The following is an 18,107-nucleotide window of genomic DNA, read 5'->3' on the forward strand; positions in this document are numbered from 1 at the left end:
AAACTTGGCTCAGCAATCTCAAATGACTATGTGATTTCTCGCATGGCCACTTGTGATGCTGATAATCTTTGTGACTATCAGTCCATACTCACAAGCACCCACACGAATTGCTTGATTCGATTTGTTAAAGAGCGTTTCGTTAAGAGCATTTCGTCTCAACCGAGGCGCGCATTCTACGCTTTCCTCATTTGCTGTCAAGCGTTTATTTTGAAGTTTTTGCGAGAAACTCGTTTAGCTTCAAACACTTGACTCAACAGGGTGGCTGACTTTTGCTTCGCTACCGCGTTGGAGTGGTGCGCATTATAGGGCGGCTTTCCAGGAGGTCAACCTTTAATTTCAATAATTTAGAATCTTTCCGGAAAGGACCGCATCAGGGCCGTCATGTGCTCCGCGCGAACCTAGCAACGCGCTCAATCGCACAGGCACCGAAATAAAAAGCAACGCCAGGCACCTTGCCCCCTTTCCTCATAATTGCGCACTATATTGCTCACCCGAAACCCCGCTCAAGGATCGCCGCGCAGAAATGAACACCCAGCCCCGCAGCCTGGCCGCAACCCTCTTCCCGATCGGCTTGCTGCTCATCGCCATGGCATCGATACAGTCCGGCGCTTCCCTGGCCAAAAGCATGTTTCCCCTCATCGGCGCCCAAGGTACCACCACCCTGCGCCTGATCTTCGCCAGCATCATCATGCTGCTGATCCTGCGACCGTGGCGTGTGCGCATGACCCGCAACACCTTGCGCAACGTCATCATCTACGGCATGGCGCTGGGCGGCATGAACTTCCTCTTCTACATGGCCCTGCAAACGGTACCGATCGGCATCGCCGTGGCACTGGAGTTCACCGGCCCGCTGGCCGTTGCGATCTTCTCCTCGCGCCGGCCGATCGACTTCCTCTGGATTGCCCTGGCTATCGTCGGCCTGCTGCTGTTGCTGCCGGCCGGCCATGGCGGGCAGGCCCTCGACCCGGTCGGCGCAGCCTATGCCCTGGGCGCAGGCGTATGCTGGGCAATGTACATCCTGTTCGGGCAGCGGGCCGGGGCCGAGCATGGTATCCAGAGTGCCGCACTGGGCGTTGTGGTCGCCGCGCTGTTCGTTGCCCCCATCGGTATCGCCCACGCTGGCAGCGCATTGCTCACGCCCGCTCTGATCCCCATGGCGCTAGGCGTCGCGGTATTGTCCACCGCCCTGCCCTACAGCCTGGAAATGGTTGCCCTCACGCGTATCCCTGCACGCACCTTCGGCACCCTCATGAGCATCGAACCAGCATTCGGCGCCCTCTCCGGCCTTCTGTTCCTGGGCGAAGTACTGACGATTACCCAATGGCTGGCTATTCTGGCGATCATTACCGCGTCGGTCGGCACCACCCTGTCCATGCGCAAGGAACCCAGCCCGGCTGTCGCAGCAGACTGACATGAGAAATATTTTCATTTGAGACAGGATTAATGATTGTAGCGACCCGTCTCGCTGATTAAGCTGTCATAGAATCATCATCTTTACGCTATCTACTGGACCGAACACGGACGCTGGGGAAATTTCAGGAAGAACCAAAGCGATAACGACAGGGCCTTACAGCTATCAGCCCTGCATTTAAGGACAGGAATGAAACGTATTTTGCTCATCCTGGCCATCTTGGCTATTGCTGGATGCGCCGCCACGGCCAAGACTGAGGTCAAAAGGGGCAAGAAGGGCCTGCATATCAATTGCTCCGGCCTGTCTTCCTCGTGGGACAACTGCTATAGCAAGGCCGCGAGCTCGTGCAGCACGCGCGGCTACCGGGTCATTGCACGCTCGGGCGATAGCGATGAAGAGCCTGGTGACTACTTGTTCGGCATAAACCCGGCGGGTTATACCAGCCGCAGCATGATCGTCATCTGCAAGTAGACAAAAGGGCAGCTCGCAAGCTGCCCTTTTCATTTGCCTCACAAAGGCGCGGTACGCGCCTCCAGCCACGCCAGCGCATCACCCTTGAGCAAGGGTGCCAAGCGCTCACGTACCTTGGCGTGATAGCCGTTCAACCAGTCCCGCTCCTCATTGGCCAGCAGCTTGGGTACCAGACAGCGGGTATCGATCGGGCACAGCGTCAGGGTCTCGAAGTTCAGGAATTCACCGAAGGCGCTCTTGCCGGCCTCGCGGTTTACCACCAGGTTCTCGATACGCACACCCCATTGCCCTGGGCGGTACGTACCCGGCTCGATCGAGCTGATCATGCCCACCTGCATCGCGGTCTGCGGCGTCGGCGCCGCCTGGTAGGCAATTACCTGCGGCCCCTCGTGCACATTCATGAAGTAACCCACTCCATGCCCGGTGCCGTGGCCGTAATCCACCTGGCCTGCCCAGATCGGTGCCCGGGCAATGGCGTCGAGCAATGGCGACAGCACGCCTCGCGGGAAGGTAGCGCGCGACAGGGCGATCATGCCCTTGAGCACGCGCGTGCAATCCTCCTTCTGCGCAAGGCTTGGGGTACCCACCGGTACCATGCGGGTTATGTCGGTAGTACCGCCAAGGTACTGCCCGCCCGAATCGATCAGCAGCAGACCATCGCCCTCGATCACCGCATGCGACTGCTCGGTGGCACGGTAATGCGGCATCGCGCCATTGCCATTGAAGGCGGCAATGGTCGAGAAGCTCAACGACACGAAACCTGGGCGGCGGGCACGCGCTGCACTCAATTGCTCGTCGACGGTAAGCTCGGTAATCACTTCCCGCCCGAGGCTGGCCTCGAACCAGGCGAAGAACTCGCACAAGGCCGCGCCGTCCTGCTCCATCACACGTCGGATGTGTTCAAGGTCGTCTTCACTTTTGCACGCTTTGCTCAATGTTGTTGGGTTGAGCCCCTCGACCAGTTCGACCCCGGCGGGCAGCTTATCCAGCAGGCCGCAGGTTACCCGGGCCGGATCGACCAGCAATCGACTGCCGGCCGGCATGGCGGCAAGGGCCTCGCCTGCTCTGGCGTAATCGCGCACCTCGATACCGTCGGCCGCCAGTACCTGCCTCAGGTGCTCATCAACCTTGTCCGGGCCTACGAACAGGATGGCCTGCTGCTGGCTGATCAAGGCAAAGGCGACGAACACCGGGTTGTAGGACACATCGCTACCGCGCAGGTTGAACAGCCAGGCGATGTCATCCAGGGTAGCGATGAAATGCCAGTCGGCGCCCTTGGCCTGTGCGCTCTGGCGCAACTGCGCCAGTTTTTCCGCCCGGCTCACCGTGGCGTACGGTGGCAAATGCTGGTAGACCGGGTTGCCTGGCAGCTCCGGGCGCTCTGCCCAGACCTGCTTCAGCAGGTCCTTGTCAGTCACCAGTCGCGCGCCGCGCGCCTTCAGCCGGTCGCCCAGCTGGCGCGCCGAAGCCAGGGCCATGACCGCACCGTCTACCGCCACGCTGCCATTGGTCTCGACATGGTCGCCCAGCCATTCCAGCGCGCCAGGCTTACCCGGCAACAGCTTCATCAGCTCAATGCCACTGCCCGCCAGCTCGTGTTCCGCCTGTTCCCAGTAGCGGCTGTCCACCCACAGCCCGGCGAAGTCAGCCGTGACCACCAGCGTGCCGACCGAGCCGTGGAAACCCGACAGCCACTGGCGCCCTTGCCAGTAACCGGGCAGGTATTCGGAAAGATGGGGGTCGGCCGAAGGTACCAGCAAGGCATCGATGCCCTCTGATGCCATGGCCTGGCGAATCTGCGCCAGGCGCTGCGGCACGCTTTGCCCAAAGGTGGTCTGAACGTTCATGCGCTCTCCTGCGGCTACATCACGGTTTATCCAGTGTGCCGATAATGGAACAGCAGCCGAAGCCCTGCAATCTTGGCGACCGACACACGGCATGCATTGCCCGCCATGCCGTGCGCATATCGGACATCTCCTACAGATAGGCCAGAACCACCGATCAAGTTCCGCTGAACTTCCTCAAAGCACTGGCTTCACACTCAGTACATTCATTGCACACAGGCAAATGACCATGCCCAATGCCTGCGCCCCAAGACGCGGCGTGGTGCTGCTCGACACTCGCGCACACACCCCCGACCACGAGCATGCCGTACACCTGAAGCTTGCCGATGGCCTGGCCCGCCTGCTGGGCTGCCCGCACGTGCAACCCGACCGGCCACCAAGCGCCACCGATGGCTACTACTACCTGCCCACCGAAACCTTGGTCGATCCCAAGCGTCATGCCGCCCTGGGCATCTGCAGCGAGCAGGACCTGTTCGGCGGCCTGGTCGCACACCCCTACATGGCGACCAAGGCAATTTCCCACCCGCTGCCGGCCGGAGCCAGTTTCCCGCCGGGGTGGACCGATGCCTTCGCCCGGCAAGCCAGCGACGCCCTGCTGCGCGGCTACACCGTGTTCAGCAAGGCCGATGCGCGCACCGCCGCACAGCTGTTACTGACGGACGGCCCGTTGCGAATCAAGCCGGTACTGGCCTGCGCAGGCCGTGGGCAACAGGTCATCACCACCGCGGATGCGCTGGAACCGCTGCTGGCCGAGATGGATGACCAGGACCTTGCGCTATGGGGCTTGGTGCTTGAGGAAGACCTGAGCGAAGTGCAAACCTTCAGCGTCGGCCAGGTACGCGTCGCCGGCCTGACCTGCAGTTATCACGGTACCCAGCAACTGACCCACGACCACCAGGGCACGGAAGTGTATGGCGGCTCCGACCTGGTAGTTGTGCGCGGTGACTACCAGGCACTGCTGCAACTGCCGCTGGACGAACCGCTGCGCCTGGCCATCAACCAGGCGATAGCCTACGAACAGGCCGCCGAGCAGCACTTCCCCGGCTTCATCGCCTCACGACGCAACTACGACATCGCCCGCGGCGTGAACCCACAGGGCCACCTGCGCAGCGGCGTACTCGAACAATCCTGGCGCCTGGGCGGTGCCAGCAGTGCCGAGCTGCTGGCGTTGCAGGCGTTCGCCGACGACCCGGCATTGCAACGGGTGCGTGCCTCCACCCATGAAGTGTTCGGCACCCCCGAACTGCCCACTGACGCCACCCTCTTCTACCAAGGAAACGACAGTGAACTCGGACAACTCAGCAAATTTGCGCGGATTCGCGAACATGACCATTCAGAGTGAAACCGTTGAACTGCAGGTCGAGGACGACAGCATCGTCGGCACCCTGGTCAGCCCCGGCAGCAAGATGCCGGGCATCCTCTTCGTCCACGGCTGGGGCGGCAGCCAGCAACGCGACCTGGCACGCGCGCGGCAAATCACCGGGCTGGGCTGCGTGTGCATGACCTTTGACCTGCGCGGCCACGAAAAAACCGAAAGCCAGCGGCTGACGGTCACCCGCGAACAGAACCTGACCGACCTGCTGGTTGCCTATGACCGCCTGGTAAGCCACCCAGCCGTCGACACCGGTGCCATCGCCATCATCGGCAGCAGCTATGGCGGCTACCTGGCCACCCTGCTGACCCGCGAACGGCCGGTCAAATGGCTGGCGTTGCGGGTGCCCGCCATGTACTGGGACGACGAATGGAACCTGCCCAAGCAAACCCTCGACCGGCAACGGCTGAACGCCTACCGCCAGCGGCCGCTCGGCCCGTCGGACAACCGCGCACTGGCAGCCTGCGCCGAATTCGAGGGCGATGTACTGCTGGTGGAGTCCGAGCAGGACGACTACGTACCGCACAGCACACTGATGAGCTACCGCTCGGCATTCGTCAGTGCCCATTCACTCACCCACCGCATGGTCGACGGTGCCGACCATGCATTGTCCAGCGAAGAGAGCCAGAAAGCCTACAGTTCGATCCTGGCGGCATGGGTAAGCGAAATGGTCATCGGCGCCCGCCTGGATCGCTACCCGCACTATGCGCCCTGGTATGCCTGAGGCTCACCCACCTGGCAATGCAGGCCGCCATCGGCGCCGCGCACCAGGCTGCGCAGGGTCTGGTAGGCAGCAAAGTTGACGCCTCTGGCCTGGTACCGACCAAGCAGTTCGAGGAATGGCTCCTCGACGAAATGCACGGCCGCTGACGACCACGCTTGTCGAGACTGCCATTGCAGGTACTGAAGCACCCGACTGCCGTCGTCGCTGGCCTGAATACTGACACCCTGCAGCCCTTCACAACGCGCAGCCAGCTCTTCGCTGCGTGCCACCAGCGCTTGGGCCAGCGCCTGCTGGAACTTGCCAGGCACTTCATATTCGATCATCTGGGTAAACCACAGGGCTCGGGATGTTGCCGTCATGAACGGTCTCCTGGCGACGGACGCGTACAGCGCGATGCCGAGCAGGGTAAAACCTCAAGTAAAGTCAAGGTCAAGCGGTTTTCCGCACCGGGAACGCTCCCGCGCCCTAACCTGATACCGCGAAGCGCCGCCGGTAATCACTCGGGGTCAGGCCGGTGATGCGCTGAAACACCTTGCGAAACGCACTTGGGTCCTGATAACCGACGCCCCAGGCGATCTGCTCGACATTGCGCCGGGTGAACTCCAGCAAGCGGCACGCCCGCCCTACCCTCACCTGCTGGCAGTATTCGGTCGGCCGTAGCCCCGTGGCAGCACGAAAACGCCGCAGAAAGGTGCGTTCCTCCAGCCCCGCGCACGCAGCCATGCCGGCAAGGTCGGCGTCCTGCCCACCGTTGCCCTGCAACCAGTGCTGCACTTTCAGCACCGCGTCATCACCATGGTCCAGGCGTGGATTGAACACTGCACCAGGCAGCGGCGCCGTGACCGGATCGACCGCAAGGTAGCGGGCAGTTTCCCGCGCCACCGTCGCGCCCATGAAACGCTCCAGCAAGCGCAAGCCCAGGTCGGTCCAGGCCATCAGCCCAGCCGAGGTGACGATGTCGCCATCGTCCAGCAATGGTTGCTGGGCCTCGACCCGCACCTTGGGAAAACGCTGGGCAAGAGAATGCACGTAGTTCCAGTGGGTGCAGGCCGGACGCCCGTCGAGCAGGCCACTGGCGGCGATGAAGAACACCCCGATGCACACCGATGCCAGCACCGTGCCATGCCTGTGCAACTGGCATAACGACGCGCGATGGCGCTCAAGCAGCTCACCCTGCGGCGCCGACTCCAGGCTCGGGGGAATGATCAGCACCCGCAGGTTGGACTCGACAGCAGGCACGCTCTCAGGGGCAGGCTGCAACTGCCCCGCTTCGTCCGCCTGCCAGTAGCTGATCCGCACCGATGGCAACTTGACGGCCCCCAGTTCGGACGCCACCCGGTTGGCCACCAGGAACAGGTCGGCCAGCCCATGCACGGCAGCACGCTGCGCGCCGGGGTACAGCAGCAGGCCGATGTCCAGGCTGGCGGGGTTGTCAGTTTTTGCCTGCATAGTGTCGTTCGCGCCAATCCTCAGGTCAGTGCACACAGCCTATAACTAACGTCATCCAACGACTACTGCCACAGGAGGCAGCATGAGCAACCAGGCGCTGATCATCATCGACATCCAGAACGACTATTTCCCGGGCGGCAAATGGACCCTCGAGGGCGCCGACCAGGCGGCCGACAACGCTGCCCGCCTGCTCGCAGCGGCGCGTCAACGGGGCGACCTGGTGGTACATGTGCGCCATGAGTTCGAGAGCGCCGACGCGCCGTTCTTCGCGCCAGGCTCGCTGGGCGCGGCGATCCATGCCAAGGTCGAGCCTCGGGCCGACGAGCCGGTGGTGCTCAAGCACAAGGTCAACGCCTTCCTCGGCACCGACCTGAAGCACACGCTGGACCGCCATGGCGTCGAGGCCCTGACCATCGTCGGCAGCATGAGCCACATGTGCATCAACGCCGCCACCCGGGCCGCGGCCGACCTGGGTTACGAGGTGACCGTGGCGCACGACGCCTGTGCCACGTTGCCGCTGGAGTTCGATGGCAAGCAGGTGCCAGCAGCGCAGGTGCATGATTCGGCGATGGCGGCGTTGGCGTTTGCCTATGCCAAGGTGGTCAGGACCGATGAGTTGATAGGAGACTGACCGCGAGCCTTGGGTTGCCCATACGAGCCTCATCGCCGGCAAGCCAGCTCCCACGGGTCCACCTTCAGGCTCGGAGCCAGTGGGAGAACCTGTGGAAGCTGGCTGCCGGCGATGAGGCACTGAAGGCAGCAACACCTCTCGATCAAATCACCACATTGCGCACAAACCGCACCGCCACCGCCCCATCGTTGCGATAGGCATACCGGCAGTTGCTGGGAAACACATGGAACTGCCCGACCTGCAGGCGATGCTCGACCCCTTCGATAATCAGCGTCAGTTGCCCTTGCGCCACATAGATCTGCTCGCTCCAGCCCTCGGCATCAGCCTCGCTGGAATAGCACTCGCCCGGCGCCAGGGTCCATTCCCACAGCTCCACCTCGCGCCGCGCCACACTGCTACCCAGCAGCACCGCCCGGCTCTGCGGGTGTTCGCCGGCCCAGGCCAACTCTTCGATGCGCCCGGGGTCACGCTGGTCAGGTGCCTGGATCAGGGTACTGAAAGCCACGCCCAAGGCTTCGGCAATCAGGTCAAGAGTAGTCAGGCTGACATTCTTTTCGCCCGCCTCGATCGCCACAAGCATGCGCCGGCTGACCCCGGAGCGCTCCGCCAGCATCGTCTGGCTCATGCCCGCGGCGTTGCGCAGGCTGCGTACATTGAGGCTGACATGTTGCAGCACCGATGCCCGGTGCGAGGAATCTTTGTGCACTATATTGCTCACTGGTCGGTATTGCGCAGTATACTGCCCACTTTGCGGCGATTGTGCGCCGCCCTCTCCGAGTGCGCAAGACCATGAACCAGCCCAGCAACAAGCCAACCCCTGCCATAACCTTTCGCCTGAGCAAGGCCGAACTGGTGCTGGTGTTCATCACCATGCTGTGGGGCGGCACTTTCCTGCTGGTGCACAACGTGATGACCGTCAGCGGCCCGATGTTCTTCGTTGGCCTGCGCTTCGCTGCAGCCGCGCTGTTCGTCGGAGTGGTCTCGGCGCGGGCGCTGCCTGGGCTGACCTTCACCGAACTGAAGGCCGGCATGCTGATCGGGGTGTCGATCATGCTCGGCTACGGCCTGCAGACCATGGGCCTGCAAACCATCAGCAGCAGCCAGTCGGCGTTCATCACCGCGCTGTACGTACCATTCGTGCCGCTGCTGCAATGGCTGGTGCTGGGCCGGCGCCCCGGCCTGATGCCCAGCATTGGTATCGGCCTGGCGTTCATCGGCCTGATGCTGCTGGCCGGCCCGGAGGGGGGCAGCCTGCACTTCAGCGAAGGCGAGCTGGTAACCCTGGTCAGCGCCGTGGCCATTGCCGGCGAAATCATCCTGATCAGCCGCTACGCCGGCCAGGTCGATGTGCGCCGGGTCACCGTGGTGCAACTGGCGACCGCCTCGCTGCTGGCGTTCCTGATGATCGTGCCGACCCAGGAGCGCATCCCCGACTTTTCCTGGCTGCTGCTGGCCAGTGCCGTGGGCCTGGGCGCCATGAGCGCGGTGATCCAGGTGGCAATGAACTGGGCGCAGAAGTCGGTCTCGCCCACCCGCGCCACCCTCATCTATGCCGGCGAACCGGTATGGGCCGGGATCGTCGGGCGCATCGCCGGTGAGCGCCTGCCGGGCGTGGCACTGCTCGGTGGCCTGCTGATCGTGATCGCGGTGGTGGTAAGCGAACTCAAGGTGCGCCGCCCGCGCGAGGTGGCCGAAGCACGGGAAGCGCAGGGTGAAGGCGAGCGCCAGGCTGGCCTGTAAAGCCGCCAACTACGACTATGCTTTGTAAGAATCTGTTATAAAAAAACAGCTTGTCACAGCCTGTTTGTAGGATTCTGCGACAGCTTGCGTGTTGGTGATCAACCCCTCGGCACGTATGATTCTTTGCAAACTTCTCCAGAATAGAACGCTATGTCATTGATAGTGCTATTGCTTCTGCCGTTCGTGGGCAGTTGCCTGGCAGCCGTGCTGCCGCACAACGCACGTAACGCGGAGTCCATTCTCGCCGGGCTCGTGGCCCTGGTCGGCACTGTCCAGGTAGCACTGCTGTACCCTCAGGTTGCCCACGGCGGCGTGATTCGCGAAGAATTCTTCTGGCTGCCCAGCCTGGGGTTGAACCTGGTGCTGCGCATGGACGGCTTCGCCTGGCTGTTCTCGCTGCTGGTGCTGGGCATCGGTACGCTGGTGTCGCTGTATGCCCGCTATTACATGTCGCCACAAGACCCGGTGCCGCGCTTCTTCGCCTTCTTCCTCGCCTTCATGGGCGCCATGCTCGGCCTGGTGATCTCCGGCAACCTGATCCAGCTGGTGTTCTTCTGGGAACTCACCAGCCTGTTCTCGTTCCTGCTGATCGGCTACTGGCACCACCGTGCCGACGCCCGCCGCGGCGCCTACATGGCGCTGATGGTCACGGGCGCGGGCGGCTTGTGCCTGCTGGTGGGTGCCCTGCTGCTCGGCCATGTGGTCGGCAGCTACGACCTGGACAAGGTCCTGGCTGCCGGCAACACCATCCGCCAGCATGCGCTGTACCCGGTGCTGCTGCCACTGATCCTCATTGGCGCCCTGAGCAAGAGCGCACAATTCCCCTTCCAGTTCTGGCTGCCCCATGCCATGGCAGCGCCCACTCCGGTATCGGCCTATCTGCACTCGGCGACCATGGTCAAGGCCGGGGTGTTCCTGCTCGCGCGCCTGTGGCCGGTGCTGTCGGGCAGCGAGGAGTGGTTCTGGATAGTCGGCGGTGCCGGCGCTCTCACCCTCCTGCTCGGCGCCTTCGCCGCCATGTTCCAGAACGACCTCAAGGGCCTGCTGGCGTACTCGACCATCAGCCACCTGGGCCTGATTACCCTGCTGCTGGGCCTGAACAGCCCGCTGGCCGCCGTCGCGGCGGTGTTCCACATTCTCAACCACGCCACCTTCAAGGCCTCGTTGTTCATGGCCGCCGGCATCATCGACCACGAAAGCGGTACCCGTGACATCCGCCGCCTCAGCGGGCTGATACGCCTGGTGCCATACACCGCCACCCTGGCCATGGTGGCCAGCGCGTCGATGGCCGGCGTGCCGCTGATGAACGGTTTCCTGTCCAAGGAAATGTTCTTCGCCGAAACGGTGTTCATCAGCTCCACTGCCTGGGTCGAGGCCACGCTGCCGGTCATCGCCACCCTGGCCGGCACCTTCAGCGTGGCCTATGCCCTGCGTTTCACCGTCGATGTGTTCTTCGGCCCCACTGCGCAGGACCTCCCGCACACCCCGCACGAACCGCCACGCTGGATGCGTGCGCCGGTCGAACTGCTGGTGCTTACCTGCCTGGTGGTGGGCATCTTCCCTGCCCAGTCGGTAGGCCCGCTGCTGGCCGCCGCCGCCCTGCCGGTGGTGGGCGGCACCCTGCCGGAATACAGCCTGGCCATCTGGCATGGCTGGAACGCGCCGCTGATCATGAGCCTGGTGGCCATGAGCGGCGGTATCGTGCTGTACCTGTTACTGCGCAAGCAACTGCGCCTGGGCCGCTTCCCCTACCCGCCGGTGATGGAGCGTTTCAACGGCAAGCGCCTGTTCGAACACGGCCAGGTGCAACTGATGCTGCTGGCGCGGCGCATCGAGCGCCTGCTCACCAGCCGCCGCCTGCAGTCGCAGCTGTTCATGCTGGTGCTCGCCGCCTTCCTCGCCGGCCTCACCCCCATGCTCTACAGCGGCCTGAGCTGGGGCGACCGGCCGAAGATTCCCGGCTCGGGCGTATTCGTCGCGCTGTGGCTGATCGCCATTGCCTGCGCCATCGGCGCCGCCTACCAGGCCAAGTATCACCGTTTGGCGGCGTTGATCATGGTCAGCGTCTGCGGCCTGATGACCTGCATCACCTTCGTCTGGTTCTCCGCGCCTGACCTGGCCCTGACCCAGTTGGTAGTGGAAGTGGTCACCACCGTGCTGATCCTGCTCGGCCTGCGCTGGCTGCCGCGGCGGATCGAAGGCGTATCGCCGCTGCCGGGCAGCCTGGAGCGTGCGCGCATGCGTCGCCTGCGCGACCTGCTGCTGGCGGTGCTGGTAGGCGGCGGCATGGCCCTGCTGTCTTATGCAATGCTCACCCGGCCCACGCCGAACGACATTTCCTCGTTCTACCTGAGCCGGGCACTGCCCCAGGGCGGTGGCACCAACGTGGTCAATGTCATGCTGGTCGACTTCCGTGGTTTCGATACCCTCGGTGAAATCACCGTGCTGGTGGCCGTTGCGCTGACCGTGTTCGCCCTGCTGCGGCGCTTCCGCCCGCCGAAGGAAAGCATGCAACTGCCGGCGCAGCAGCGTCAGCTGGCACCCGACGTGGTCACCGACCTGATCAACCCGCGGCATGCCACTGACACCGCCCTGGGCTTCATGATGGTGCCCGCGGTGCTGGTGCGCCTGCTGCTGCCGATCGCCCTGCTGGTGTCGATGTACCTGTTCATGCGTGGCCACAACCAGCCCGGTGGCGGCTTCGTTGCGGGCCTGGTGATGTCGGTGGCGTTCATCCTGCAGTACATGGTGGCCGGCACCCAGTGGGTCGAGGCGCAGATGAGCCTGCGCCCGCTGCGCTGGATGGGTACCGGGCTGCTGTGCGCAACCCTGACCGGCGCGGGCGCCATGCTGCTGGGCTACCCGTTCCTCACCACCCATACCGCCCACCTGCACCTGCCGTTGCTCGGCGATGTGCATGTGGCCAGCGCGCTGTTCTTCGATGTCGGCGTGTTCACCGTGGTGGTCGGCTCGACCCTGCTGATCCTCACTGCCCTGGCGCACCAGTCGGTGCGCGCCTACCGGCCGGGCAACCCGGCGAAAACCAGCCAAGCAGGAGCCGCCTGATGGAAGAAGTGATTGCAGTTGCCATCGGCGTGCTGGCCGCCTCGGGGGTGTGGCTGATCCTGCGCCCGCGGACCTACCAGGTAATCATGGGCCTGTGCCTGTTGTCGTACGGGGTCAACCTGTTCATCTTCAGCATGGGCAGCCTGTTCATCGGCAAGGAACCAATCATCAAGGACGGCGTGCCCCAGGACCTGCTGCATTACACCGACCCACTGCCGCAAGCCCTGGTGCTCACCGCCATCGTCATCAGCTTCGCCATGACCGCGCTGTTCCTGGTGGTGTTGCTGGCCTCGCGCGGTCTGACCGGTACCGACCACGTGGATGGCCGGGAGCGTGACGAATGAGTGGCATGAGCCAATTGATCATCGCGCCTATCCTGCTGCCACTGGTGACGGCGGCAGTGATGTTGCTGCTGGGCGAGAAACACCGGCAGACAAAAGCCCGGCTGAACCTGCTGTCGACCTTCGCCGGCCTGGCCATCGCGGTCAGCCTGCTACTGTGGGTGCGCACCCAGGGCCAGGCGGAATCGATCGGTGTCTACCTGCCAGGCAACTGGCCGGCGCCGTTCGGCATCGTGCTGGTGGTCGACCACCTGTCGGCCCTGCTGCTGACCCTCACCGGCATCATCGGCTTCAGTGCCCTGCTGTTTGCCCGCGCCCGCTGGGACGGTGCCGGGGCCAGTTTCCACGCACTGTTCCAGATCCAGCTGATGGGCCTGTACGGCGCTTTCCTCACCGCCGACCTGTTCAACCTGTTCGTGTTCTTCGAGGTGCTGCTGGCCGCTTCCTATGGCCTGCTGCTGCATGGCTCGGGCCGCGCCCGGGTGCGTGCCGGCCTGCACTACATTGCCATCAACCTGTTCGCCTCGTCGCTGTTCCTGATCGGCGCAGCGATGCTCTATGGCGTGACCGGCACCCTGAACATGGCCGACCTGGCCTTGAAGATTCCGCTGGTGCCAGAGGCCGACCGTGGCCTGCTACACGCCGGCGCGGCGATTCTGGCCATGGCCTTCCTGGTCAAGGCCGGTATCTGGCCGCTGAACTTCTGGCTGGTGCCGGCCTATGCCTCGGCCAGTGCGCCGGTGGCTGCGCTGTTCGCCATCATGACCAAGGTCGGCCTGTATGCCGTGCTGCGCCTGTGGACACTGCTGTTCTCCGGGCAGGCCGGGGCCTCTGCGCACTTCGGTGGTGAATGGCTGGTATATGGTGGCCTGGTCACCCTGGCGGTGGCGGCGGTGTCAATCCTGGCCGCACAGCGCCTGGAGCGCATGGCCGCACTCAGCATCCTGGTTTCGGCCGGCACTCTGCTCGGCGCCGTCGGTTTCGCTCAATCGGCGCTGACAGGTGCCGCCTTGTTCTACCTGGTCAACTCGACCCTGGCGCTGTGCGCTCTGTTCCTGCTCGCCGAACTGGTCGAACGTTCACGTTCGGCCAACGAGGCGCCACTTGAGGACGAAGAAGGCACCATGCCGCCACCGTTGGAATCACTGCACCCGCCCAAGGGCATCAACCTCGATGACGAGCAGAAGGTGGTGATCGGCCAGATCATCCCGTGGACCATGGCCTTCCTCGGCATGAGCTTCATCGCCTGCGCCCTGCTGATCATCGGCATGCCGCCACTGTCGGGCTTTGTCGGCAAGCTCAACCTGATCAGCGCACTGTTCAACCCGCAGGGGCTGGGCGTACCTGCCGAGCAGCCGCTGGGCACGGCGGGGTGGGGCCTGGTGGCGTTGCTGATCCTGTCTGGCATGGCTTCGCTGATCGCCTTCGGCCGCGTCGGCATCCAGCGCTTCTGGAAGCCTGAGGAACGCCCTTCGCCGGTGCTGCGCCGCTACGAATGCCTCCCCATTGTCATCCTGTTGGGCCTGTGCATCATCCTCAGCTTCAAGGCCGAGCCGCTTTTGCGCTACACCCAGGACACCGCCGCCAGCCTGCAGGCGCCTGAAGCCTATATCGAAGCGGTGATGGCCGCCCGGCCGATTCCTGGCCCCACCTCGCTCGACGTACAGGTGCAGCCATGAATCGACTGTTCCCCGCACCGCTGTTATCGGTTTCGCTGTTTGGCCTGTGGCTGCTGCTGAACCTTTCGGTCAGCCCCGGCAACCTCTTGCTGGCAGCCGCGCTCGGCGTGCTGGCGCCGCTGCTGATGGCACCGCTGCGCCCGCAGCATGCCCATGTACGGCGGCCGCTGGCCATCGCCCGGCTGGTTGCCCGGGTCGGCATCGATGTGATCATGTCCAACCTGCTGGTTGCCCGTGGCGTGCTGCGCGCCGGCAAGCAGCCACCCCGCTCGGCGTTCGTGCACATTCCACTGGCCCTGCGCGACCCGCATGGCCTGGCGGCGTTGTCGATGATTACCACGGTGGTGCCCGGCACGGTCTGGTCCGAGCTGGCGCTGGACCGCAGCGTGTTGCTGCTGCATGTGTTCGACCTGGACAATGAGGCGGCCTTCATCCAGCACTTCAAGGACACCTACGAACGCCCGCTGATGGAGATTTTCCAATGACAGGCCTGCTCGCCAATGCTGTCCTCGCCAGCCTGTTCATCTTCGCCCTGGCCATGGCCCTGGCACTTATCCGACTGTTCCGCGGCCCGTCCGCCCAGGACCGGGTGCTGGCGCTGGACTACCTGTACATCCTGGCCATGCTGACCATGCTGGTACTGGGAATCCGTTATGCCAGTGACACCTACTTCGAAGGTGCCCTGCTGATTGCGCTGTTCGGTTTCGTTGGCTCGTTTGCCCTGGCCAAGTTCCTGCTGCGCGGTGAGGTGATCGAATGACTGAAACCCTGCAACTCCCCTTCTGGCTGGAGCTGGTCGTTGCCGCGCTGCTGCTGACCGGCAGCCTGTTTGCCCTGATCGGTGCCGTGGGCCTGTTGCGGCTGAAGGACTACTTCCAGCGCATGCACCCGCCGGCATTGGCCTCGACGATTGGTGCCTGGTGCGTGGCACTGGCTTCGATCATCTATTTTTCCTGGCTCAAGGAAGCCCCGGTGCTGCACGCCTGGTTGATTCCGATCCTGCTGTCGATCACCGTACCGGTGACCACGCTGTTGCTGGCTCGGGCAGCGCTGTTCCGCAAGCGCATGGCGAAAGAGCCGGTACCTGAAGAAGTCAGCAGCGGCCGCGATCGCGGTAACTGAAAAGTCGCCGCCTCACCCTTGGGCCAGGCGCTGCAACTCGCGCCGGACCATGGCGGCATAAGGCGGCGGGCCAAGGCGATACAATTCGCCTGCCACCCAGTTCAACCAGGCGCCTTGCAGCTCTTCGCGCCTGGCCAGCAAACGCTCGGCCTCGGCCACGGCATCCGCGTGATGCTGCCGATGAAACTCGGCACGTGTTGCGGGCGTATCGTCACTGAGGGTCATTCACTGGCCTTGAAGGTGGTCAGCTCACCTTTGCGCCATTTGGCAACCTTGCCGGTCACCGCCTTGAGCAATTTGCCCAGGCCTTCCTGCACTTGCTGCTGCGCGGCGAATACCAGCATCACACCGTGGCCTTCACGGAACACGATGCCCTCGCCTTCGGGCACCGACACGAAGGCATAGTCGCCCACGCCATATACGTTCAGCTTGATTTCACGAAAGCGCATTTCCAGCTTGCCGCCTTCCCGGCTGGGCAGAACGGCGGCGCGAAAATGGTCGCCAACCTTCAGTTCCAATCGCTGCTTGTCATCGACGACCAATGCGCTTTCGGTGTCGATTTCGGCCATGTACAGGCCTTCGGGACTCTGTTCGGTGACATAGACGAAGCGGCCCTGAAACAGCTGGGCCAATTTACCGCGCAAGTCGCCCAAGGCGAACAACGCATGGGTATCAAGAGTGCTGACTGCCAATGAAGTAATCCTCAACCGGTTACAACCCGCCCTCACCCAAGCTCGGTGAGACACGGTCATTTCTTATCGATAGGCGAAAAGAGTAATAAAGCGATATGCGAAATGTCTGTGCACGCTGGCGATGCAGTGTGCAGGAATCTTTACTCTGGCTTGCCAGATCTGGCCTCAAATACAGGCTTTCGGCATATTCCCGATCCGGGAAGCTTAATGTCTGACAGCAAAACCGCCAGAAAAGATGCGGCAGGCAATGCCAGAGCGCGTGAGAGCGGGCCCTGCAATCCATCAGCGCATTACTGGAGGAAGAATATGCACGAAAACACCGAAATTCGTCGAGAGGCAAAGTACATTTCTTACAGAAGAACGCCCTGAACAACACCCTGTTTGCTCACCGGTAGCATTCACGGCGCTCAGGCTGCCAGGCCCTTCTTCAACTGCTGCTGCCAGGCGGTCTGGCACTCCAGCGCTTCCTCTCGCGTGGCGAATGGGGTACCACGGCGTTCGCCATTGACCAGCACCACACAGCAGATGGGTTTACCCAGCGCCCGCAGTGTGGCGGGCACACCCGAACCAATCATCACGGCTACATCGACCCGGCTATTCATCATTCCCTCCGGAATTTAATTAGCACCCTAACGATAAAGCCATGATACGCCTGCGTACGGCGCCGAAACAGCGCATCCCGGTACATCAGTGTTACGTACGGGGCAACAAAACCGCCGCTGGAACGAAACGCAAAAAGCCCCAGGGATCGCTCCGTGGGGCTTGGCACACCGCGCGGGGTTACACCTGGCGCTGGTGGCGGTCGAGCTGCTCGTGGCGCTCCTGGGCTTCGATGCAGTACTTGGTGGTCGGGCTGATCAGCAGACGCTTCAGGCCGATCGGCTCACCGCTGTCATCGCACCAGCCAAAGCTTTCGTCGGCAATGCGGTCCAGGGCCATTTCCAGCTGCGGCAGCAGGCGCTGGTCGCGGTCGATGGCGTTCACCAGCCAGCTACGCTCTTCCTCGACCGAAGCCACGTCGGCAGGATCCGACGGGGTGTCCAGGCCTTCGATGGTGGCTCGGCTCAGCTCGATGCGTTCATGGGTTTCGACTTTCATCGCCTGCAGCAGGCCAGCGAAGAAAGCCAGCTGGTCAGCGTTCATGTAGTCATCGGCCGACATGGCCAGCAACTGTTCCTTGGTCATCGATTTCTCTATGAAAATATGTGCATTTGGGCGATTCGGGTGCCGCCGACGCCTTGGCATCGGCAGCGGAATTCTTCAAGCGCCAACCGGCACTCTTTTACAGGGGGCGGCAGTCTAAGGCGCCGCGTCGCGTGGAGCAACTGCAATTGGGTGCGAATTTGCTTCCAGTGCCCACATTCCGCCAGTCGGCGCCCTCTGCTCTGGCTCTGGCTCTGGCTCTGGCTCTGGCTCTGGCTCTTGATCTTGATCTTGATCTTGATCTTGATCTTCGCGACTTCAGGAGGCCGAGCAGAGGTCTTGCGGAGGGAGGTGACGGGCATGGATGCCCGTCAAGCGCTGAGGCCCCATGGATGGGGCCTGCAGCGCGTACTCCCGGGAGC

At 63.1% G+C, this 18,107-nt stretch carries 20 protein-coding genes; 12 read left to right on the forward strand and 8 right to left on the reverse strand.

Annotated elements, in window-relative coordinates; all coding sequences use genetic code 11:
* Positions 1 to 523 precede the first annotated feature (523 nt).
* The gene (rhtA, locus tag ACK1U9_RS24835; RefSeq protein ID WP_108481360.1) at positions 524 to 1,411 is read left to right on the forward strand and encodes a threonine/homoserine exporter RhtA; all 888 of its coding nucleotides are present in this window, start codon (positions 524 to 526) and stop codon (positions 1,409 to 1,411) included.
* Between the two features lie 189 nt (positions 1,412 to 1,600).
* A complete protein-coding gene (locus tag ACK1U9_RS24840) occupies positions 1,601 to 1,882 on the forward strand; it encodes a hypothetical protein (protein ID WP_025338390.1) in 282 nt (93 codons plus the stop codon).
* A gap of 38 nt (positions 1,883 to 1,920) precedes the next feature.
* On the opposite strand, the gene ACK1U9_RS24845 is transcribed toward ACK1U9_RS24840, so the two are convergent.
* On the reverse strand, positions 1,921 to 3,729 hold the full coding sequence (locus ACK1U9_RS24845) for an aminopeptidase P family protein (RefSeq protein WP_108481359.1): 1,809 nt from the start codon (positions 3,727 to 3,729) through the stop codon (positions 1,921 to 1,923).
* A gap of 220 nt (positions 3,730 to 3,949) precedes the next feature.
* Between ACK1U9_RS24845 and ACK1U9_RS24850 the strand changes: the two genes are divergently transcribed.
* Together ACK1U9_RS24850 and ACK1U9_RS24855 are read left to right on the forward strand one after the other, a co-directional pair.
* Entirely contained in the window at positions 3,950 to 5,068 is a 1,119-nt protein-coding gene (locus tag ACK1U9_RS24850) for a DUF3182 family protein (protein WP_108481358.1), read from the forward strand.
* On the forward strand, positions 5,052 to 5,822 hold the full coding sequence (locus ACK1U9_RS24855; protein WP_108481357.1) for an alpha/beta hydrolase family protein: 771 nt from the start codon (positions 5,052 to 5,054) through the stop codon (positions 5,820 to 5,822). Before ACK1U9_RS24850 ends, ACK1U9_RS24855 begins: the two co-directional genes overlap by 17 nt.
* Here the strand turns inward: ACK1U9_RS24855 and ACK1U9_RS24860 are convergent.
* Positions 5,801 to 6,181 carry an antibiotic biosynthesis monooxygenase gene (locus ACK1U9_RS24860; RefSeq protein WP_085602314.1) on the reverse strand — a complete coding sequence of 127 codons (381 nt, stop codon included), beginning with the start codon at positions 6,179 to 6,181 and terminating at the stop codon, positions 5,801 to 5,803. The two genes, ACK1U9_RS24855 and ACK1U9_RS24860, sit on opposite strands and share 22 nt — an antisense overlap.
* 106 nt (positions 6,182 to 6,287) lie before the next feature.
* Positions 6,288 to 7,271 carry a GlxA family transcriptional regulator gene (locus ACK1U9_RS24865; protein WP_108481356.1) on the reverse strand — a complete coding sequence of 328 codons (984 nt, stop codon included), beginning with the start codon at positions 7,269 to 7,271 and terminating at the stop codon, positions 6,288 to 6,290.
* An 82-nt stretch (positions 7,272 to 7,353) separates the two neighbouring features.
* On the opposite strand from ACK1U9_RS24865, the gene ACK1U9_RS24870 reads away from it, so the two are divergent.
* The gene (locus tag ACK1U9_RS24870; RefSeq protein ID WP_449110251.1) at positions 7,354 to 7,902 is read left to right on the forward strand and encodes a cysteine hydrolase family protein; all 549 of its coding nucleotides are present in this window, start codon (positions 7,354 to 7,356) and stop codon (positions 7,900 to 7,902) included.
* A gap of 142 nt (positions 7,903 to 8,044) precedes the next feature.
* On the opposite strand, the gene ACK1U9_RS24875 is transcribed toward ACK1U9_RS24870, so the two are convergent.
* Entirely contained in the window at positions 8,045 to 8,608 is a 564-nt protein-coding gene (locus tag ACK1U9_RS24875; RefSeq protein WP_046617142.1) for a helix-turn-helix domain-containing protein, read from the reverse strand.
* Between the two features lie 83 nt (positions 8,609 to 8,691).
* On the opposite strand from ACK1U9_RS24875, the gene ACK1U9_RS24880 reads away from it, so the two are divergent.
* The 7 genes from ACK1U9_RS24880 (at position 8,692) to ACK1U9_RS24910 (ending at position 15,850) form a co-directional block, all read left to right on the forward strand.
* Positions 8,692 to 9,642: a DMT family transporter gene (locus tag ACK1U9_RS24880; RefSeq protein WP_108481354.1), complete on the forward strand. Its 951-nt coding sequence runs from the start codon at positions 8,692 to 8,694 to the stop codon at positions 9,640 to 9,642.
* 150 nt (positions 9,643 to 9,792) lie between these two features.
* Positions 9,793 to 12,708 carry a monovalent cation/H+ antiporter subunit A gene (locus tag ACK1U9_RS24885; RefSeq protein WP_108481353.1) on the forward strand — a complete coding sequence of 972 codons (2,916 nt, stop codon included), beginning with the start codon at positions 9,793 to 9,795 and terminating at the stop codon, positions 12,706 to 12,708.
* Positions 12,708 to 13,052 (forward strand): Na+/H+ antiporter subunit C, encoded by a 345-nt coding sequence (locus tag ACK1U9_RS24890; RefSeq protein ID WP_013971840.1) that lies wholly within the window; start codon positions 12,708 to 12,710, stop codon positions 13,050 to 13,052. The genes ACK1U9_RS24885 and ACK1U9_RS24890 overlap by 1 nt, the downstream gene beginning before the upstream one ends.
* A complete protein-coding gene (locus ACK1U9_RS24895; protein WP_046617145.1) occupies positions 13,049 to 14,728 on the forward strand; it encodes a monovalent cation/H+ antiporter subunit D in 1,680 nt (559 codons plus the stop codon). Before ACK1U9_RS24890 ends, ACK1U9_RS24895 begins: the two co-directional genes overlap by 4 nt.
* Complete coding sequence (locus ACK1U9_RS24900; protein WP_085602310.1) at positions 14,725 to 15,213, forward strand: Na+/H+ antiporter subunit E; 489 nt, start codon at positions 14,725 to 14,727, stop codon at positions 15,211 to 15,213. The genes ACK1U9_RS24895 and ACK1U9_RS24900 overlap by 4 nt, the downstream gene beginning before the upstream one ends.
* A complete protein-coding gene (locus ACK1U9_RS24905) occupies positions 15,210 to 15,488 on the forward strand; it encodes a K+/H+ antiporter subunit F (protein ID WP_003259015.1) in 279 nt (92 codons plus the stop codon). The genes ACK1U9_RS24900 and ACK1U9_RS24905 overlap by 4 nt, the downstream gene beginning before the upstream one ends.
* Entirely contained in the window at positions 15,485 to 15,850 is a 366-nt protein-coding gene (locus ACK1U9_RS24910) for a Na+/H+ antiporter subunit G (RefSeq protein WP_046617147.1), read from the forward strand. Before ACK1U9_RS24905 ends, ACK1U9_RS24910 begins: the two co-directional genes overlap by 4 nt.
* 12 nt (positions 15,851 to 15,862) lie before the next feature.
* On the opposite strand, the gene ACK1U9_RS24915 is transcribed toward ACK1U9_RS24910, so the two are convergent.
* The 4 genes from ACK1U9_RS24915 to ACK1U9_RS24930 all read right to left on the reverse strand — a co-directional run bounded on the left by ACK1U9_RS24915 (position 15,863) and on the right by ACK1U9_RS24930 (position 17,727).
* Entirely contained in the window at positions 15,863 to 16,075 is a 213-nt protein-coding gene (locus tag ACK1U9_RS24915) for a hypothetical protein (RefSeq protein ID WP_046617148.1), read from the reverse strand.
* Positions 16,072 to 16,542 carry a hypothetical protein gene (locus ACK1U9_RS24920; RefSeq protein WP_003259020.1) on the reverse strand — a complete coding sequence of 157 codons (471 nt, stop codon included), beginning with the start codon at positions 16,540 to 16,542 and terminating at the stop codon, positions 16,072 to 16,074. The genes ACK1U9_RS24915 and ACK1U9_RS24920 overlap by 4 nt, the downstream gene beginning before the upstream one ends.
* A 407-nt stretch (positions 16,543 to 16,949) precedes the next feature.
* Entirely contained in the window at positions 16,950 to 17,144 is a 195-nt protein-coding gene (locus ACK1U9_RS24925) for a hypothetical protein (RefSeq protein ID WP_449110252.1), read from the reverse strand.
* Positions 17,145 to 17,322: 178 nt separating this feature from the next.
* Positions 17,323 to 17,727, reverse strand: coding sequence for a TraR/DksA family transcriptional regulator (locus ACK1U9_RS24930; RefSeq protein WP_003259022.1), 405 nt, complete (start codon positions 17,725 to 17,727; stop codon positions 17,323 to 17,325).
* Between the last annotated feature and the right edge of the window lie 380 nt (positions 17,728 to 18,107).

Source organism: Pseudomonas sp. XP1, from assembly GCF_053557675.1.

What these genes read in the sequence shown, in the direction of transcription:
- ACK1U9_RS24855 (WP_108481357.1), top strand. Translation starts at nt 5,052, where the DNA reads ATGACCATTCAGAGTGAAACCGTTGAACTGCAGGTCGAGGACGACAGC.
- ACK1U9_RS24860 (WP_085602314.1), bottom strand. Translation starts at nt 6,181, where the DNA reads ATGACGGCAACATCCCGAGCCCTGTGGTTTACCCAGATGATCGAATAT.
- rhtA (WP_108481360.1), top strand. Translation starts at nt 524, where the DNA reads ATGAACACCCAGCCCCGCAGCCTGGCCGCAACCCTCTTCCCGATCGGC.
- ACK1U9_RS24840 (WP_025338390.1), top strand. Translation starts at nt 1,601, where the DNA reads ATGAAACGTATTTTGCTCATCCTGGCCATCTTGGCTATTGCTGGATGC.
- ACK1U9_RS24925 (WP_449110252.1), bottom strand. Translation starts at nt 17,144, where the DNA reads ATGAATAGCCGGGTCGATGTAGCCGTGATGATTGGTTCGGGTGTGCCC.
- ACK1U9_RS24850 (WP_108481358.1), top strand. Translation starts at nt 3,950, where the DNA reads ATGACCATGCCCAATGCCTGCGCCCCAAGACGCGGCGTGGTGCTGCTC.
- ACK1U9_RS24895 (WP_046617145.1), top strand. Translation starts at nt 13,049, where the DNA reads ATGAGTGGCATGAGCCAATTGATCATCGCGCCTATCCTGCTGCCACTG.
- ACK1U9_RS24915 (WP_046617148.1), bottom strand. Translation starts at nt 16,075, where the DNA reads ATGACCCTCAGTGACGATACGCCCGCAACACGTGCCGAGTTTCATCGG.
- ACK1U9_RS24845 (WP_108481359.1), bottom strand. Translation starts at nt 3,729, where the DNA reads ATGAACGTTCAGACCACCTTTGGGCAAAGCGTGCCGCAGCGCCTGGCG.
- ACK1U9_RS24890 (WP_013971840.1), top strand. Translation starts at nt 12,708, where the DNA reads ATGGAAGAAGTGATTGCAGTTGCCATCGGCGTGCTGGCCGCCTCGGGG.
- ACK1U9_RS24930 (WP_003259022.1), bottom strand. Translation starts at nt 17,727, where the DNA reads ATGACCAAGGAACAGTTGCTGGCCATGTCGGCCGATGACTACATGAAC.
- ACK1U9_RS24870 (WP_449110251.1), top strand. Translation starts at nt 7,354, where the DNA reads ATGAGCAACCAGGCGCTGATCATCATCGACATCCAGAACGACTATTTC.
- ACK1U9_RS24885 (WP_108481353.1), top strand. Translation starts at nt 9,793, where the DNA reads ATGTCATTGATAGTGCTATTGCTTCTGCCGTTCGTGGGCAGTTGCCTG.
- ACK1U9_RS24900 (WP_085602310.1), top strand. Translation starts at nt 14,725, where the DNA reads ATGAATCGACTGTTCCCCGCACCGCTGTTATCGGTTTCGCTGTTTGGC.
- ACK1U9_RS24880 (WP_108481354.1), top strand. Translation starts at nt 8,692, where the DNA reads ATGAACCAGCCCAGCAACAAGCCAACCCCTGCCATAACCTTTCGCCTG.
- ACK1U9_RS24865 (WP_108481356.1), bottom strand. Translation starts at nt 7,271, where the DNA reads ATGCAGGCAAAAACTGACAACCCCGCCAGCCTGGACATCGGCCTGCTG.
- ACK1U9_RS24905 (WP_003259015.1), top strand. Translation starts at nt 15,210, where the DNA reads ATGACAGGCCTGCTCGCCAATGCTGTCCTCGCCAGCCTGTTCATCTTC.
- ACK1U9_RS24910 (WP_046617147.1), top strand. Translation starts at nt 15,485, where the DNA reads ATGACTGAAACCCTGCAACTCCCCTTCTGGCTGGAGCTGGTCGTTGCC.